Source organism: Thauera aminoaromatica (assembly GCF_000021765.1).
Taxonomy (GTDB): Bacteria; Pseudomonadota; Gammaproteobacteria; order Burkholderiales; family Rhodocyclaceae; genus Thauera; species Thauera aminoaromatica.
On record NC_011662.2, the window covers coordinates 2730817 to 2746810 of the forward strand.

Annotated in this window: 14 protein-coding genes; 10 read left to right on the top strand and 4 right to left on the bottom strand. The window is 70.0% G+C overall.

Translation table 11 applies throughout. The annotated features are described in order from the left end of the window. Window positions 1–6: 6 nt before the first annotated feature. From gspF to TMZ1T_RS12100, 10 genes are all read left to right on the top strand, one after another. The gene (gene gspF, locus TMZ1T_RS12055; RefSeq protein ID WP_012585543.1) at window positions 7–1239 is read left to right on the top strand and encodes a type II secretion system inner membrane protein GspF; all 1233 of its coding nucleotides are present in this window, start codon (window positions 7–9) and stop codon (window positions 1237–1239) included. Between the two features lie 4 nt (window positions 1240–1243). Continuing rightward, window positions 1244–1714 (top strand): type II secretion system major pseudopilin GspG, encoded by a 471-nt coding sequence (gene gspG, locus TMZ1T_RS12060; RefSeq protein WP_012585544.1) that lies wholly within the window; start codon window positions 1244–1246, stop codon window positions 1712–1714. Window positions 1715–1742: 28 nt separating this feature from the next. After that, entirely contained in the window at window positions 1743–2312 is a 570-nt protein-coding gene (locus TMZ1T_RS20285) for a prepilin-type N-terminal cleavage/methylation domain-containing protein (RefSeq protein WP_012585545.1), read from the top strand. Continuing rightward, window positions 2309–2719: a type II secretion system minor pseudopilin GspI gene (gspI, locus tag TMZ1T_RS12070; protein ID WP_012585546.1), complete on the top strand. Its 411-nt coding sequence runs from the start codon at window positions 2309–2311 to the stop codon at window positions 2717–2719. Before TMZ1T_RS20285 ends, gspI begins: the two co-directional genes overlap by 4 nt. 8 nt (window positions 2720–2727) lie before the next feature. Continuing rightward, window positions 2728–3399, top strand: coding sequence for a type II secretion system protein GspJ (locus TMZ1T_RS12075; protein WP_012585547.1), 672 nt, complete (start codon window positions 2728–2730; stop codon window positions 3397–3399). Next, window positions 3362–4354, top strand: a complete 993-nt coding sequence (gene gspK, locus TMZ1T_RS12080; protein ID WP_012585548.1) for a type II secretion system minor pseudopilin GspK — start codon at window positions 3362–3364, stop codon at window positions 4352–4354. Before TMZ1T_RS12075 ends, gspK begins: the two co-directional genes overlap by 38 nt. Then, window positions 4351–5526, top strand: a complete 1176-nt coding sequence (gene gspL, locus TMZ1T_RS12085; protein WP_012585549.1) for a type II secretion system protein GspL — start codon at window positions 4351–4353, stop codon at window positions 5524–5526. Before gspK ends, gspL begins: the two co-directional genes overlap by 4 nt. A gap of 6 nt (window positions 5527–5532) precedes the next feature. Then, window positions 5533–6066, top strand: a complete 534-nt coding sequence (gene gspM, locus TMZ1T_RS20290; protein ID WP_049766913.1) for a type II secretion system protein GspM — start codon at window positions 5533–5535, stop codon at window positions 6064–6066. Beyond that, complete coding sequence (gene gspN, locus TMZ1T_RS12095) at window positions 6063–6809, top strand: type II secretion system protein N (protein WP_012585551.1); 747 nt, start codon at window positions 6063–6065, stop codon at window positions 6807–6809. Before gspM ends, gspN begins: the two co-directional genes overlap by 4 nt. Before the next feature lie 132 nt (window positions 6810–6941). Continuing rightward, on the top strand, window positions 6942–8987 hold the full coding sequence (locus tag TMZ1T_RS12100) for a PhoX family protein (RefSeq protein ID WP_012585552.1): 2046 nt from the start codon (window positions 6942–6944) through the stop codon (window positions 8985–8987). 125 nt (window positions 8988–9112) lie between these two features. On the opposite strand, the gene zapE is transcribed toward TMZ1T_RS12100, so the two are convergent. The 4 genes from zapE to TMZ1T_RS12120 all read right to left on the bottom strand — a co-directional run bounded on the left by zapE (window position 9113) and on the right by TMZ1T_RS12120 (window position 15954). Continuing rightward, window positions 9113–10228: a cell division protein ZapE gene (zapE, locus tag TMZ1T_RS12105; protein WP_004324185.1), complete on the bottom strand. Its 1116-nt coding sequence runs from the start codon at window positions 10226–10228 to the stop codon at window positions 9113–9115. Window positions 10229–10331: 103 nt separating this feature from the next. Further along, window positions 10332–11756, bottom strand: a complete 1425-nt coding sequence (gene lpdA, locus TMZ1T_RS12110) for a dihydrolipoyl dehydrogenase (protein ID WP_012585553.1) — start codon at window positions 11754–11756, stop codon at window positions 10332–10334. Between the two features lie 134 nt (window positions 11757–11890). Beyond that, window positions 11891–13081, bottom strand: a complete 1191-nt coding sequence (odhB, locus tag TMZ1T_RS12115) for a 2-oxoglutarate dehydrogenase complex dihydrolipoyllysine-residue succinyltransferase (RefSeq protein WP_012585554.1) — start codon at window positions 13079–13081, stop codon at window positions 11891–11893. Window positions 13082–13104: 23 nt separating this feature from the next. Then, window positions 13105–15954, bottom strand: a complete 2850-nt coding sequence (locus TMZ1T_RS12120) for a 2-oxoglutarate dehydrogenase E1 component (protein WP_012585555.1) — start codon at window positions 15952–15954, stop codon at window positions 13105–13107. Window positions 15955–15994: the final 40 nt, after the last annotated feature.

A 15994-nucleotide genomic window follows, 5' to 3' on the forward strand; every position in this document is an offset into this window, starting at 1 on the left:
TTTGTCATGAGCGCCTTCCGCTATCGCGCCTTCGACCTCCAGGGCACGCCGAGCACCGGCGTGATCGAGGCCGACTCGGGCCGCGCCGCACGCAGCGCGCTGCGCGAGCGCGGCCTGCATCCGGTCGAGGTCATCGACCTCGGCCAGCAGGCCCGCGCTGCCGCCGATCGCCCGGGCTGGCTCGCACGCGTGCAGGCGCGCCGCCGCCTGCCGGTGAACGAGCTCGCGCTGCTGTCGCGCCAGTGGGCGACCCTGCTCGCCGCCGGGCTCACGGTCGAGCACGCGCTGTCGGCGCTGATCGAGCAGGCCGAGAGCGAGCGCGTGCACGACACCCTGGCGGCGATCCGCTCCGACGTCGTCTCCGGCCACAGCCTGCGCATCGCGCTCGACCGCCACAGCGGCGCCTTCCCGCCGATCTACCGCGCGGCGATCGCCGCCGGCGAGCAGTCCGGGGAGCTCGCCGCGGTGATGAACCAGCTCGCCGACCACCTCGAACGCGGCGCCGACCTGCAGAGGAAGACGATGCAGGCACTGATCTACCCGGCCCTCGTGGCGATGGTGGCGCTGCTGGTGGTGACCGGGCTGATGGTCTTCGTGGTGCCGCAGGTGGTGGGCGTGTTCGCGCAGAGCAAGCAGGCCCTGCCGCTGCTCACCCGCATCATGATCGGGGTGTCGAACTTCATCCGCGACTGGGGCTGGCTCGCGCTCGCCGCGGGTGCCGCCGCCCTGCTCGGCGCGCTCGCGCTGCTGCGCGACGAGCGCATCCGCCACGCCTTCGACCGCCGCCTGCTCGCGCTGCCGGTGCTCGGCCGCCACCTGCGCAGCCTGGACGCCACCCGCTTCGCGAGCACGCTCGCCATCCTGGTCGGCAGCGGCGTGCCGCTGCTCGCCGCGCTCGACGCCGCCGGCCGCGTGGTGCAGCGCCTGCCGATCCGCGCCGCGGTGCGCGAAGCCGCCGAGCAGGTGCGCGAAGGGCGGCCGCTGGCGCGCGCGCTCGCCGCCGGGCGCGCGTTTCCGCCGATGCTGATCCACATGGTGGCCAACGGCGAAGCCACCGGCCGCATCGACCAGCTGCTCGAGCGTGCCGCGCGCCTGCAGCAGCAGGAACTCGAAACCCGCACCGCCACCCTCACCAGCCTGCTCGAGCCGCTGCTGCTGCTGGTGATGGGGGCGGTGGTGTTGCTGATCGTGCTCGCGGTCATGCAGCCGATCATCGAAATCAACACCCTGATGAGGTAAGTCCATGCTGCAACGCTTCGCCCGCCCTGCCGGCCCCGCCATCCGCACCCATCCCGGCCGCCGCCGCGCCCGCGGCTTCACGCTGATCGAGGTGATGGTCGTGATCGTGATCCTCGGCGTGCTCGCCGCCCTGGTCGTGCCGCGCATCATGAGCCGGCCCGACGAGGCGCGCGTGGTCGCGGCGCGCCAGGACATCGCCTCGCTGATGCAGGCGCTCAAGCTCTACAAGCTCGACAACCGACGCTACCCGAGCACCGAGCAGGGCCTGGGCGCGCTGGTCGCGCGCCCGACCGCGGCGCCCGCGCCCGAGAACTGGAAGGCCTACGTGGAGCGCCTGCCCGCCGACCCCTGGGGCCAGCCCTACCAGTACCTGGCGCCGGGCGTGCACGGCGAGGTCGATGTGTTCAGCTACGGCGCCGACGGCCGCCCGGGCGGCGAAGGCTTCGACGCCGACGTCGGCTCCTGGCAGCCCTGAGCGCCCCGCCCTTCGGCAACGCGAGCCCATGCAGCGCGGCTTCACCCTCGTCGAACTGCTGGTCGTGCTGGTGATCGTCGGCATCGCCGGCGGTGGCATCGCGCTCGCGCTCGACCGCGCCCAGGCCGACGACGGCGAGCACGAGGTCGAACGCCTGCGCCGCGCACTCGAAGGCGCCGCCTATCGCGCCGAGCTGCGCGGCCGCGCGCTCGCGGTGGATTTCCTCCCCGACGGCTATCGCTTCAGTGAGCGCCAGCCCGACGGCGGCTGGAAGCGACTGGAGGCACCGCCGGAGTTCGCCCCGCGTGCCTTTGCCGGCCGCCTGCGCGTGGCCGCCCTGCGCGTGGGCCAGCGCGCGGGGCGGCAGGCGCTGCTGGCGGATTCGGGCGCAACGTCGCTCCCCGGCGCGGTCGCGACCCCCGCGGGGGAGTCGCTCGCCGCCCCGGTCGCGGAAGGTGGGGGCGGGCGGAGGATCGTCTTCGGCACGCGCGCGCCGGCCTTCGAGCTGGAACTGGCCGAAGAGGGCATGCGCTACCGCATCGCCGGCCGCATCGACGGTCGTGTGGAGCGTCGACCGGGCGTGGAGGCCGCACGATGACTCCGGCGCCGAATCGCGGTCGGGCCCGCCCTCGCCACGCCGGACGCACGCGCGGCTTCACGCTGCTCGAGACCCTGGTCGCGCTCGCGATCGTGGCAATCGCACTGGTGTCGGCATTGCGCGCGATGGGCGCGACCGCGCAGTCCACCGCAGCCCTGCGCGAGCACACCCTGGCGAGCTGGGTCGCGCAGAACCGCCTGGCAATGCTCCGTGCCACTGCGGCCTGGCCGGAGATCGGCGAGTACAGCGGCGAAGCCGAGCAGGCGCGCATGAGGATGCGCTGGGAGGAGAAAGTGAGCGGCACGCCCAACGCACTTTTTCGGCGTATCGACGTGCGCGTGCTCGACGCGAGCGGCCGGCGCACCCTCGCCACCCTGAGCGGCTTCGCCGTGCGTCCGCTGCGCTGAACGAGCCGATGCAGCCGTACCGCACTCCCCCCCCTGCCCTCGCCGCTCGTCGCCGCTCCGCGCGCTGTCGGGGCGCCGGCCTGACCCTGATCGAGCTGATGGTGGCGATGGCCTTGCTCGGCGTGATCGGCGTGCTCACCTGGCGCGCCACCAGCCAACTGGTGGATGGGCGAGAGCGCATCGGCGCCGAGCTCGCGCGCTGGCAGGCGGTGATGCACGCGAGCGCACTGATCGAGCGCGAGCTGATGCAGATCGCCCCGCCGGAGCTCGCCGACGGCACCGGCGCGACCGCAGCCGCCACGGGCGCGGCGCTCCCCGCGCTCGAACTCGAGGCCGAACCCGACGGCCACCGCAGCCGGCTCGCGTGGACGGTGGTCGGCGGCGAGCAGGGCTTCGGTCGGGTCGAACTCCTCCATCGGGATGGTCGCCTCGAAGCCCTCGTCTGGCCCGACCGCGAGGCGCGCGGCGAGGCGGTCCGGCTGCCGCTGCTCGACGGCGTCGATGCCCTGCGCTGGCGCTTGCTCGCGGCCGGCCAGCCGCACACGCAGTGGCCCATCGCCGAGAGCCGAAGCCGCCGGCGCGGCCGCGTCGCGCTCGTCACGCCGCTGCCCGAGGCGGTCGAACTCACCCTGGAGCTCGCCGATGTCGGCCCGCTCACCCGCGTTTTCGCGCTGCGCTAGGCGGGCCGCGCAGCGCGGCGCCGCGGTGGTGCTCGCGCTGCTGACGGTCAGCTTCGCCGCCATGCTCGCCGCAGCCGCACTCGCCGATTTCGGCCACGGCCTGGCCATGCTCGGCGGCCGCCACGACCAGGCCCAGGCCTGGCAGCTCGGGCGCGCCGCGGTGGACTGGTCGCGCAACATCCTCGCCGACGATGCGCGCCGCACGTCCACCGATCATTTTGGGGAGATCTGGACCACCGCGATCCCCGTCACCGCGATCGGCAGCGATACCGCCGACGGCAGCGTGGGCGGGGCGATCCACGACCTCTCCGGGCGCTTCAACCTCAACGACCTCGCGCCCAACGGCCGCCCCGACACGCCGGCGATCGCCCGCTTCACCCGCCTGCTCGGTCTGGTGGGGATGGATGACGCGAGCGCGAACGCGACGGCCCGCGCGCTCGCAGCCCACCTGCAGGGCGGGACCGCCGAGCTCGGCACGGCCCCTGCCGCGGCCCCCGGCACGGCCCCCGACGAGCGCAGCGGCGGCGAGACGAACGCGAACGCGGGTGGCGGACGCGCGCTGGTCGAGACACGCGAGCTCGTCCTGCTCGGGCTGGTTCCCGCCGCGGCCTTCGCCACGCTCGAGCCCCACGTCGTCGCCGCGCCGCCCGGGGCGCCGATCAACATCAACACCGCAAGCGCGGAAGTGCTCGCCGCAGTGCTCGACAGCCTGAGCCTGGACGTCGCGCGCAACCTGGTCGCAGCACGCGAGCGTGCCTGGTTCCGCAACCTCGGCGACCTCGAAGGACGCCTGCCCGAAGGTGCTGCCCTGCCCGCCGGCCGCGTGCTCGACGTACGCAGCCGCTACTTCCTCGTCACCATCAGCGCCGCCTACGGCGACGCCTTACTGAACCTGCAGGCCATGCTCGACCGCGAGTCGAACTGGCCCGCCATCCTCTGGTACCACACGCCATGACCACCACCCTGATGCTGCTCGCCGGCGAGCGCTGGCCACAGGACCCGGTCGCCGACTGGGTGCTGCTCGACGCCGCACGCCGGCCGCTCGACCACGGGCGCAGCGATCCGCGCCACTGGCCCGCAGCCGATCGCCACGAGCTCGTCCTCGCCGGCAGCCTCGTGATCCGGCTCGAGCTCGAGCTGCCGCCGGCACCGAAGCGCGAGCAGCCGCAACTGATCCGCTACGCGCTCGAGAGCCATCTCGCGCGCGACCCCGACCTGCAGCATCTCACCGTCAGCGGCCGCGACCCGGCAAGCGCGCGCGTCGGCGTGCTCGTTGTCGCGCGCAGCGAGCTCGCCACCCTGGTCGCGACCTGCAAGGCCCTCGGGCGACCGCTCGACGCGGTACGCAGCGCGCTGCAGCTCGCCCCGCCCGCCTCCGGCGAGTGGACGCTGGCGCTGCTGCCCGGCGCGACCGCGGTGCTGCGAACCGGCCTGCAGGCGGGCATGGCGCTCGACGCCGACAGCACGGACACGCTCGCAGAATGGCTCGCGCTGCAGCTCGACGCGACGCCCGCCGAGGCGCGCCCCACCCGGCTGGAAGTGCGCTCGACCACCGGCACACCCATCCCCGAGACCCCTGCGCTTGCGGCGCGCATCGGGGTGGAGCTGCGCGAGGGTCCGACGCTGGATTGGTGGCGACTGGCGAACGACGCCGCCAACCTGTTGCACGGCGAGTTCGCGCCGGCGCATGGCGGCGACGGCTGGTGGCGGCAGCTGCGCCGGCCGGCGCTGCTCGCCGCGGGCGCGGCAGGCGCGTGGTTGCTGGTGCAGGCGGCACTGGTCGCAATCGATGGCGGCGAGGAGCGCGCGCTGCGCGAACGCGGCGAGCGCCTGGCCGCCGAGGCCCTGCCCGGCCAGCCCCTGCTCGAACCGCGCATGCAACTGCGCCGCGCGCACGAACGCGCACTGCAGGTGCATGGGCAGCTCGCCGCCGGCGACCTCTTGGCCTTGCTCGACGCCGCGCTCGAAGCCGGCGCGCCGCAACCGCAAGCACTGCGCTACGAGGATGGCCGGCTCACGCTGGAGTTGGCCAGTGCGCCGCCCGCCGACCTCCTCGTCCGCCTCGACGCGCGTGGCCTCGCGGCGCGCGCGGAGGGCAGCCGCCTGCTCCTCGCCGCCCGCCCCTGAACGCCGATGACCGCCTCTTCGACCCCCGCCCTCGCTTCCGGCCGATCGCCGGCCCTCTCGCCGATTGCGCGCCTGCGCGCCTGGTATGCCGCATGCGCCCCGCGCGAGCGCCGGATGCTCGTGCTCGCCGTCGCAGTCGTGCTCAGCGGCGCCCTGATCTCCACGGCCGAGCAGCTCGCCGCCGAACGTGAACGGCTCGCACGCAGCTTGCCGGCGGCGCGCCTGGCCTACCTCGGCATGGAACAGGACAGCCTGGGCCTGGCCGCACTGCGCGAGCGCCCCACGCCGACCGCGCCCCCGCTCGCGGCCCTGCCCGACTCGATCCGCGCCGCCGCCAGCGCACGCGGCATCGAGGCCGCGGCGCGGATCGCCGGCGACCGGGTGGAAGTCGGCGGCCGTACCACCCTGCCTGCGCTCGTGGACTGGCTCGCCACCCTGCACGCCGAGCAGCGCCTGCGTCCGACGCGACTGGAGTTGCAAGCCGCCGGTACCGACGGGCTGGCGCGCTTCGACGCCATGTTCGAGGTGGGCGGACAGTGAAGTTCGCCACCGGCGCAGCCATCTTCGCCGCGAGCGTGGTGGCACTGCTCGTCGCAAGCGCGCCCGCGCGGCTGCTCGACGCAGCGCTCGATCATGCCAGCGCAGGGCGCTTCCGCCTGGTGCTGGCCGAGGGCACGCTGTGGAACGGCCAGGGACGTCTCGCAAGCGCGGACAGCAGCGCATCGCTGAGCCCGATCACCCGCCTGCGCTGGGCGTTCGAGCCCTCCGCGCTGGCGGGTGCGCGGCTACGCTGGCAGCTGACCATCGACGGCGGCGCCCCCGCCACGCTGGAGATCGATCCTGGCGGCGTCGCCCTGCAGCGCCTCGCGGTGCAGCTGCCGCCCGCCACCGCGTTCGCCGCAGTTCCCCATGCGATCGCGCGCGCCGGTTGGCGCGGCGTCCTCGAGCTGAACGTTCCCGCGCTCGCCTGCGGCTGGGGCGGACGCTGCGCGGGCACGCTGCAGGCGGAGTGGCGCGCCGGCGGCGTGGACATCCTGCCCGGCCAGGCGCTCGGCGACCATCGCATCGTCGCCGCGATCGCAGCGCCGGTGACGACGCTGGAGATCAGCGCCCTGCGCGGGCGCGCGCTCGCCGTGAATGGCAAGGTGGAACTCTCGGGCGGGCAGCGCCCGCGCGTCGATCTCGATGTCGGCGGCGATCCCCGGCTGCTTGGCCGCCTGGAAGGCATGCTCGCGGAGCTACGCCCGACACGCGATGGCGAGCGCATGCGGATCCGTTTCTGAATCACCCCCCGCCGCACTCCGCCGCGTGCGCGGGATCGCCCTCGTCGAAGCGTAAGAAACCCTTCACGCCCGCGTAATCCGGCGCAGGAAAACTCGTGGCTTTTCCGACCCTGCATCCGGAGTGATGAAGCAATGAAGAAGCCCGATACGCTCGACGACCTTCCGACCAACCTCTCGTCCAACGAGCACTTCCAGTCCGTCGTGGAGCGTGCGGTCAGCCGCCGCGGCTTCCTGAAGAGCGGCCTGGGCCTCTCGGCCGTCACCTTCCTGTCGGGCTCGCTCGCTGCCTGTACCTCGGACGACGACACGCCCGTGGCCGGCACCCCGACCGCCGGGACGCCCCCTGCGCCTGCACCTGCCGCGGGGCCGCTCCTCGGCTTCGCCGCCGTCGCCACATCGAGCGGCGATGCGATCGTCGTCCCCGCGGGCTATTCGGCGCAGATCTTCACTCCCTGGGGATCGCCGCTGTTCAGCGACTCCCCCGCATGGCGAGCGGACGGCACCAACACCGGTGAAGAGCAGGCTCGCCAGGTCGGCGACAACCACGACGGGATGAGCTACTTCCCGATCGACGGATCGAACGAAGGCCTCCTGGTGATGAACCACGAGTACTGCAACTACGAGTATCTGTTCGGCGCCGAATTCATGACGCCGTGGACGGCGGACAAGGTCTCCAAGGCGCTCAACGCGCATGGGGTCTCGGTCCTCCACGTCAAGAAGAACGGCGCGGGGCGCTGGGAAGTCCACATCGGCTCGCCGTACAACCGCCGGATCACCGGCAAGACGCCGATGACGCTGACCGGCCCCGCCGCCGGCGACGCCCTCCTGCGCACCACGGCGGACCCCAGTGGCCTCAACGTCTTGGGAACGCTGAACAACTGCGCCAACGGCAAGACGCTGTGGAACACCTACCTGACCTGCGAAGAGAACTTCAACGGCTATTTCGCCACCGCAGCGAGCCCGGCACCGACGCGCAGCGCGGCCTTCGTCCGCTACGGCATCAGCGCCGGCGGTTCCGGCTACCGCTGGCACGAGCATGAGGACCGCTTCGACTACGCCAAGGAACCCAACGAGGCCAACCGCTTCGGCTGGGTCGTCGAGATCAATCCCTTCGAGCCCGGCTCCACGCCGAAGAAGCGCACCGCGCTCGGCCGCTTCAAGCATGAAAACGCCGAGATGAGGCTCGCCGCAGACAAGCGCGTGGTCGTCTACATGGGCGACGACCAGGCCAACGATTACATCTACAAGTTCGTGTCCGATGGCGTTTTCGACGCAAGCCGTGGGCTTGCAAACGGCAACCTGCTCGACGCTGGCAAGCTGTATGTGGCCAAATTCGACGCCGGCGCGGCCAGCGGCGACTTCATGGGTGTGGGGGAATGGCTGCTGCTCGACAAGGCGGCCAACCCCACGCTGGCGGCAGACGCCCGCTTCGCCACCCAGGCCGAAGTCCTGATCCACGCCCGCCTCGCCGCCGACGCCGTCGGTGCGACGAAGATGGATCGCCCGGAGTGGATCACCACGCATCCGCAAACCGGCGAGGTCTATTGTGCCCTGACCAACAACTCCGGCAGGACCACGACGGACGAGGCGAACCCGCGCGCACAGAACCGCTACGGACAGATCGTGCGCTGGCGCGAGGCCGGCGACGACGCCGCCGCGATGACTTTCGAGTGGGATCTCTTCGTGCTCGCAGGCAACCCGGTGGCTTACCCCGACCGCCAGGACCTGCGCTCCGGTTCCGCGAACGTATCCGCCGACAACACCTTCAACAGCCCCGACGGCATCGGCTTCGACGGCGCGGGCCGGCTGTGGATCCAGACCGACGGAAACTTCTCGAATAGCGGCGACTACGCGGGCCAGGGCAACAACCAGATGCTGGTTGCCGACCCCGAGAGCAAGGAGATCCGCCGCTTCCTGGTCGGACCTTCGGGCTGCGAGATCACCGGCCTTGCATTCTCCCCCGACTACCGGACCATGTTCATCAACGTGCAACATCCCGGCGAGGCCGGTTCGCATCCGCGCGCACCGGACGCGAGCATGCGCGGGAGCCTGTCGATGGACGAGTATCTTGCGCAGAACCCGCTCGCGTTCAGTCAGTGGCCCGAGGCCGGCGGCGGTCGCCCACGCTCGGCGACCGTCGTGATCACGAAGGATGACGGGGGCGTGGTCGGCTCCTGATCCCACGGCGGGACGAACAGGGCGGCGCGAGCGCTCGGGGGACACGCCCGCGCCGCCCTGGTTGTCCAAGGGCCGGACGCGCGCCCAAGCGACGCCCATCGCGGCGGACGGGCGCCGCGCCCCTACTATTCGGTGCGGTGCGGCTCGGCGAGGTAGTCGCGGGTGCGCATCTCGATCAGGCGGCTCACCGTGCGCACGAACTCGTGGGCGTTGTGGCCCTCGGTGTAGAGGTCGTGCGCCTCGACGGCCGCGCTCATGATGAGCTTGACGCGGTGGTCGTAGAGCACGTCGATCAGCCAGGTGAAGCGGCGTGCCTCGGAGGCGTTGCCGACCAGCATCTTGGGCACGTTCGACAGGATCACCGTGTGGTGCTCGCGCGCGATCTCGAGGTAGTCGTTCTGCGAGCGCGGGCCGCCGCACAGGCTGGCGAAGTCGAACCAGATCACCCCCGGGGCCTGGCGCACCACGTCGATGTTGCGCCCGAGGATCTCGACGCTGCCGCCGCGGCCCTCGCTCGCGGCGAGGCGGCGGAAGTCCTCGGCCATCTTGCGCTTGGCCGCGTCGTCGTGCGGCACGAGGTAGATCTCCATCTTCTCGAGCGTGCGCAGGCGATAGTCGGTGCCGTGATCCACCTCGATGACGTCGAAGCGCTGCTTGATCTTCTCGATCGTGGGCAGGAAGTTGATGCGCATCAGGCCGTTGGGATAGAGGCCGTCGGGTGGATAGTTCGAGGTCATCACGAAGATCACGCCGCGGTCGAAGAGCGCGTCGAGGAGCCGCCCCAGGATCATCGCGTCGGCGATGTCGGAGACATGGAACTCGTCGAAGCACAGCAGCCGGGTGTGCTCGGAGATGCGGTCAGCGACCTTCTGCAGCGGATCGGGTGCGTTGTTGAACTTGCGCAGGTCGTTCTGCACCTCCTGCATGAAGGCGTGGAAGTGCACCCGGCGCTTGCGGCGATACGGCACCGAGTCGTAGAAGCAGTCCATCAGGAAGCTCTTGCCGCGCCCCACGCCACCCCAGAAGTAGACGCTGCGCGGCATCTTGGGCTTGTTCAGGAACTGCTTGATGCGGCTGCCCTGGCGCGCCGCCTTGAAGCCGACGAGCTCGGTGTACAGGCCCTGCAGGCGCTGTGCTGCGGCGCGCTGGGCGGGATCGGACTGGTAGCCGCGCGTCTTCAGCAGGGCTTCGTAGGCGTCGATCATCCCGTGCTGGGGAACGTTCAGGATGCGGTGAGGCATAGGAAATCGGTCAGGAGCGTTGATCGGAGGACTGCAGGTTAACGCAAAAAGGGGTGGGCGCAGGGAAGCCCCCGCACCTCACCCCTCACAGCTCACGCCTCGCTCAGAAGTGCAGCGGACGCTTGTCGCAGGCGAGCGCGGCCTCGTGCACCACCTCCGACAGGGTCGGGTGGGCGTGGCAGATGCGCGCCAGGTCTTCCGAGCAGCCGGCGAACTCCATCGCCACCACGGCTTCGGAGATCAGCTCCGAGGCGTTGGCGCCGATGATGTGCACGCCGAGGATGCGGTCGGTAGTGGCGTCGGCCAGCATCTTGACGAAGCCGGTGGAGTCGCCCATGCCGAGCGCGCGGCCGTTGGCCAGGAAGGGGATCTTGCCGACCTTGTAGGCCACGCCGGCGGCCTTCAACTGCTGCTCGGTCTTGCCGACCCAGGCGATCTCGGGGCTGGTGTACAGCACCCAGGGCACGGTGTCGAAGTTGCAGTGGCCGGCCTGGCCCGCCATCAGCTCGGCGACCATGACCGCCTCTTCCATCGCCTTGTGCGCGAGCATCGGGCCGCGCACCACGTCGCCCACCGCCCACACGCCGGGCAGGTTGGTCTTGCAGTGGTCGTCCACCTCGATCTGGCCGCGCTCGTTGAGCTTGAGCCCGACGGCTTCGGCGTTGAGGCCCTGGGTGTTGGGCACGCGGCCGACGGAGACGATCAGGCGGTCGGCTTCGAGCTTCTGCTCGGCGCCGTCCTTGTCCCTGTAGGCGATGCTGACGCCCTTCTTGCCCACCTTGACCTCACCGATGGTGACGCCGAGGTTGAACTTGAGGCCCTGCTTGGTGAAGACCTTCAGCGCTTCCTTGGCCACGTCCTGGTCGGCGAGCGAGAGGAACTCGGGCATGGCTTCGAGCACCGTGACCTCGGCACCGAGGCGACGCCACACCGAGCCCATCTCGAGGCCGATGACGCCGGCGCCGATGACGGCAAGCTTCTTCGGCACCGCGTCGAGGTCGAGCGCGCCGACGTTGTCGCAGACGATCTTGTTGTCGACCGGCACGCCCGGCAGGTGGCGCGGGGCCGAGCCGGTGGCGACGATGACCTGCTTGGCGGTGACGAGCTCTTCGCCGACCTGGACCTGCCAGCCGGCGTCGGCCTTGCCGACGAAGGCGCCGTGGCCGTTGAGCAGGGTGACCTTGTTCTTCTTGAACAGGCCCTTGATGCCGCCGGTGAGCTGGTCGACGATGCCCGACTTGCGGGCGATCATCTTGGGCACGTCGATCTTGGGCGTGCCGACGCTGATGCCCTGGCCTTCGAAGGCGTGGCCGGCTTCCTCGAACAGGTGCGAGGTGTGCAGCAGCGCCTTGGAGGGAATGCAGCCGACGTTCAGGCAGGTGCCGCCGAGGCGCGGCTCGCCCTTCGGGTCGGCGTAGGGATTGGATTCGCAGCAGGCGGTCTTGAAGCCGAGCTGCGCGGCACGGATCGCGGCGACGTAGCCGCCGGGGCCGCCGCCGATGACGAGGACGTCGAATTCTTTGGACATTGGGTTACCCGTGAGGAGTTGAGAGTCAGGAGTCGGGTGCGAACAGGCGCCCTGCGGGCGCCCAGGCAAGGCGAACCGCGAGGCATGGAGCGCTCACCGCTCCTTGCGCCTCGCGCCTCGCACCTTACGTCCGCTCACACATCCAGGATCAGGCGAGCCGGATCTTCCAGCGCTTCCTTCATCGTCACCAGGCCGAGCACCGCCTCGCGACCGTCGATGATGCGGTGGTCGTAGGACATGGCCAGATAGTTGATCGGACGAACCACGACCTGGCCGTTCTCGACCACGGCACGATCCTTGGTGGCGTGGATGCCGAGGATGGCCGACTGCGGCGGGTTGATGATCGGGGTCGACATCATCGAGCCGAACACGCCGCCGTTGGAGATCGAGAAGGTGCCGCCGGAGAGGTCGTCGAGCGAGAGCTTGCCGTCCTTGGCCTTCTGGCCGAACTCGGCGATCTTCAGTTCGATCTCGGCAATCGACATGGTCTCGGCGTTGCGCAGGATCGGCACCACCAGGCCGCGCGGCGAGCCGACCGCGATGCCGATGTCGATGTAGCCGTGGTAGACGATGTCGTTGCCATCGACCGAGGCGTTCAGGATCGGGAACTTCTTCAGCGCGGCCACGGCCGCCTTGACGAAGAAGCCCATGAAACCGAGACGGACACCGTGCGCCTTCTCGAACTTGTCGCCGTACTGCTTGCGCAGGGCCATGACGGGCGCCATGTTGACCTCGTTGAACGTGGTCAGGATGGCGTTCTCGTTCTTCGACTGGATCAGGCGCTCGGCGATGCGGGCACGCAGGCGGGTCATCGGCACGCGCTCTTCAGGACGGTCGCCGGTGAGCTGCACCGCGGCCGACGCCGCGGCTGCGGCGGCCTTGGGCTGGGCGGCGACGGCATCTTCCTTGGTCACGCGACCGCCACGGCCGGAGCCGGCGACGTCGCCGGCGGCGATGCCCTTCTCGTCGAGGATCTTGCGCGCGGCCGGGCTGGCGGCGCCGGCGGCACCGGACGCCGCCGCAGCGGCGGCGGGTGCGGCCGCAGCCGGGGCTGCGGCCGGAGCCGCGGCGGCGGCGGCGGCCTTGGCTTCGGTGTCGATCTGGGCGATCAGCTCACCCGAGGTCACGGTGTCGCCACCCTGCTTGATGATCTTCACCAGAACACCGTCGGCCGGGGCCGGGGTCTCGAGCACGACCTTGTCGGTCTCGATGTCGATCAGGTTCTCGTCGCGCGCGACCGCGTCGCCTTCCTTCTTGTGCCAGGTGACCAGCGTGGCTTCGGAAACCGACTCGGACAGCTGCGGTACTTTGACTTCGATCAGCATGGATTTCTCTCCCTAGGTATTTTTCAGTGCGGGGACTGCGGCGTGGTGTCCTGGATCGGACCGAAGGCGTTTTCGAGGACCGCCTTTTGTTGCGCGTTGTGCTTGGCGTAGTAGCCGACCGCGGGCGAGGCGGCGGCCGGGCGGCTCACCAGCAGCAGACGGCGCTTGGTGCCGAGCACGTTGACCAGGTGCTGGCGCGAGGCGAGCCAGTACCACGCGCCCTGGTTGCGCGGCTCTTCCTGGGCCCAGACGATCTCCTTGGCGTTCGGGAACTGCTCGATCGCCTTGGCGAAGGCCTCGGTCGGGAACGGATAGAGCTGCTCGATGCGGACCAGCGCGGTGTCGGTGATCTTGTTCTCGCGGCGATGGGCGAGGAGCTCGTAATAGATCTTGCCCTGGCACAGAACCACGCGCTTGACCTTCTTGGCGTCGAGCTTCTCGACCTCGGGGATCACCGTCTGGAAGCTGCCGTTGGCCAGTTCCTCGATCGAGGAAATCGCCTCCTTGTGACGCAGCAGCGACTTCGGCGTGATGATGATCAGCGGCTTGCGCACCTTGCGGATCGCCTGGCGGCGCAGCAGGTGGAAGATCTGCGCCGGGGTGGTCGGCACGCAGATCTGCCAGTTGTGCTCGGCAGCGTTGTTCATGTAGCGCTCGAGACGGGCGGACGAGTGCTCGGGGCCCTGGCCCTCGTAGCCGTGCGGCAGCATCAGCGTGAGACCGCACAGGCGACCCCACTTGGCCTCGCCCGAGCTGATGAACTGGTCGAGCACGACCTGGGCGCCGTTCACGAAGTCGCCGAACTGGGCTTCCCAGATGACGAGCTCGTTGGGCTCGGTGGTGGCGTAGCCGTATTCGAAGGCGAGCACGCCCTCCTCCGACAACACCGAGTCGTAGCTCTGGAAGCGGGCCTGGCCGTCCTGGATGTGGTCGAGCGGCTTGTAGATGCCTTCGTCCCAGCGCTCGCGCTTCTGGTCGTGCAGCACGGCGTGGCGATGGAAGAAGGTGCCGCGGCCGACGTCCTCGCCGGAGAGGCGCACGCCGTAACCCTGCGCCAGCAGGCTGGCGTAGGCCAGGTTCTCGCCCATGCCCCAGTCGAAGGGCGCTTCGCCACGCCCCATCGCGGCGCGGTCGTCGATGATCTTCTTGACGCGCGAGTGCAGCGTGAAGTTCGCCGGGATGGTACTCAGGCGCTCGGACAGGCGCTTGATCTCCTGCACCGGCACCGTGGTGTCGCACTCGTCGGTGTAGGGCTGCTTGATGTAGGGCGTCCAGTCCGCGGCGAACTGGCGGTTGTGGCCGGAGAGCACCGGGTTGTAGAGCAGCTGGCCCTTGTCGAGATGCTCGCGGTACTCGGCGATCATCTGGTCGGGCTCCTCGGCCTTCAGGGTGCCCTCGGCGACCAGGCGCTCGGCGTAGAGCTTGCGGGTGCCGGGGTGCTTCTGGATGGTGCGGTACATCAGCGGCTGCGTCACCATCGGCTCGTCCTGCTCGTTGTGGCCGAGCTTGCGGAAGCAGATGATGTCGACCACGACGTCCTTCTTGAACTCCTGGCGGAATTCGACCGCCAGCGCGGTGACCAGGGCCACGGCCTCGGGATCGTCGCCATTGACGTGGAAGATCGGCGCCTCGACCATCTTGAAGATGTCGGTGCAGTAAAGCGAGGAACGGTAGTCGCGCGGGTCGGAGGTGGTGAAGCCGATCTGGTTGTTGACGACCAGGTGCACCGTGCCGCCCGTGCCGTAGCCGCGAGTCTGCGAGAAGTTGAGCATTTCCTGGTTAACGCCCTGGCCGGCCACGGCGGCGTCGCCGTGGATCAGCACCGGCAGCACCTGCTTCTTGTCGGCGTCGCCGCGACGGACCTGGCGGGCATACACCGAGCCCTCGACCACCGGGTTGATGATCTCGAGGTGCGAGGGGTTGAACGCGAGCGTCAGGTGCATCGGGCCGCCCGGGGTCATCACGTCGCTCGAGAAGCCCATGTGGTACTTCACGTCGCCGGCGGTGAGGTCGGCCGCGGCCTTGCCCTCGAACTCCGAGAACAGCATCGAGGGCGACTTGCCCAGGGTGTTGACGAGCACGTTGAGGCGGCCGCGGTGGGCCATGCCGATCACGCTTTCCTGCACACCCAGGCTGCCGGCGACGCGGATCAGTTCGTCCATCGCGACGATGGCCGACTCGCCGCCTTCGAGCGAGAAGCGCTTCTGGCCGACGTAGCGGGTGTGCAGATAGCGCTCCAGGGTCTCGGCCGCGGTGGTGCGCTCGAGGATGCGCTTCTTCATCTCCGCCGAGAACTTCGGCGTACCGCGCAGGCTCTCGAGGCGGCTTTGGATCCAGCGCTTCTGACCGATGTCGGTCATGTACATGTACTCGGCGCCGATCGAGCCGCAGTAGGTCTGGCGCAGCGCCTCGAGGATCTCGCGCAGGGTGGCGCGCTCGGTGCTGAAGCCGTGGAAGGAGCCGACGTTGAAGCTCTTGGAGAGATCGGCTTCGGTGAAGCCGTAATAGGACGGCTCGAGCTCGGCGATCTGCGGGCGCTCGGTGCGCTTGAGCGGATCGAGGTTGGCCCAGCGGTTGCCGAGGAAGCGGTAGGCGTTGATCAGTTGCAGCACGGAGACCTGCTGCTTGTCCTCGCCGGCGGTGACGATGGTGCGCACCGGGCCGCGCTTGGCCATCTGCTCGAAGGCGGCAATGACCGGACCATGCGGCACGTCGCGCGCGGCAGCGCCGACCTGAACCTGCAGCTTGTCGAAATATTCGCGCCACTCGGCGGACACCGAGGCCGGATCGGCGAGGTAGTTTTCGTACTGCTCTTCGATGAACGGCGCGTTCGAGCCGAACAAGTGCGAAGTCTGTTCGAGTTGCTTCATCATGGGATAAGCACCTGTGGTGTTCTGTTGCCCTGTTTTCGGG

Excerpts from the sequence above, each read along its gene's own strand:
- gspK (WP_012585548.1), top strand. The coding sequence starts at position 3,362 with ATGTCGGCCCGCTCACCCGCGTTTTCGCGCTGCGCTAGGCGGGCCGCG.
- gspG (WP_012585544.1), top strand. The coding sequence starts at position 1,244 with ATGCTGCAACGCTTCGCCCGCCCTGCCGGCCCCGCCATCCGCACCCAT.
- TMZ1T_RS12100 (WP_012585552.1), top strand. The coding sequence starts at position 6,942 with ATGAAGAAGCCCGATACGCTCGACGACCTTCCGACCAACCTCTCGTCC.
- gspM (WP_049766913.1), top strand. The coding sequence starts at position 5,533 with ATGACCGCCTCTTCGACCCCCGCCCTCGCTTCCGGCCGATCGCCGGCC.
- TMZ1T_RS20285 (WP_012585545.1), top strand. The coding sequence starts at position 1,743 with ATGCAGCGCGGCTTCACCCTCGTCGAACTGCTGGTCGTGCTGGTGATC.
- gspF (WP_012585543.1), top strand. The coding sequence starts at position 7 with ATGAGCGCCTTCCGCTATCGCGCCTTCGACCTCCAGGGCACGCCGAGC.
- TMZ1T_RS12075 (WP_012585547.1), top strand. The coding sequence starts at position 2,728 with ATGCAGCCGTACCGCACTCCCCCCCCTGCCCTCGCCGCTCGTCGCCGC.
- zapE (WP_004324185.1), bottom strand. The coding sequence starts at position 10,228 with ATGCCTCACCGCATCCTGAACGTTCCCCAGCACGGGATGATCGACGCC.
- odhB (WP_012585554.1), bottom strand. The coding sequence starts at position 13,081 with ATGCTGATCGAAGTCAAAGTACCGCAGCTGTCCGAGTCGGTTTCCGAA.
- lpdA (WP_012585553.1), bottom strand. The coding sequence starts at position 11,756 with ATGTCCAAAGAATTCGACGTCCTCGTCATCGGCGGCGGCCCCGGCGGC.
- gspL (WP_012585549.1), top strand. The coding sequence starts at position 4,351 with ATGACCACCACCCTGATGCTGCTCGCCGGCGAGCGCTGGCCACAGGAC.
- TMZ1T_RS12120 (WP_012585555.1), bottom strand. The coding sequence starts at position 15,954 with ATGATGAAGCAACTCGAACAGACTTCGCACTTGTTCGGCTCGAACGCG.
- gspI (WP_012585546.1), top strand. The coding sequence starts at position 2,309 with ATGACTCCGGCGCCGAATCGCGGTCGGGCCCGCCCTCGCCACGCCGGA.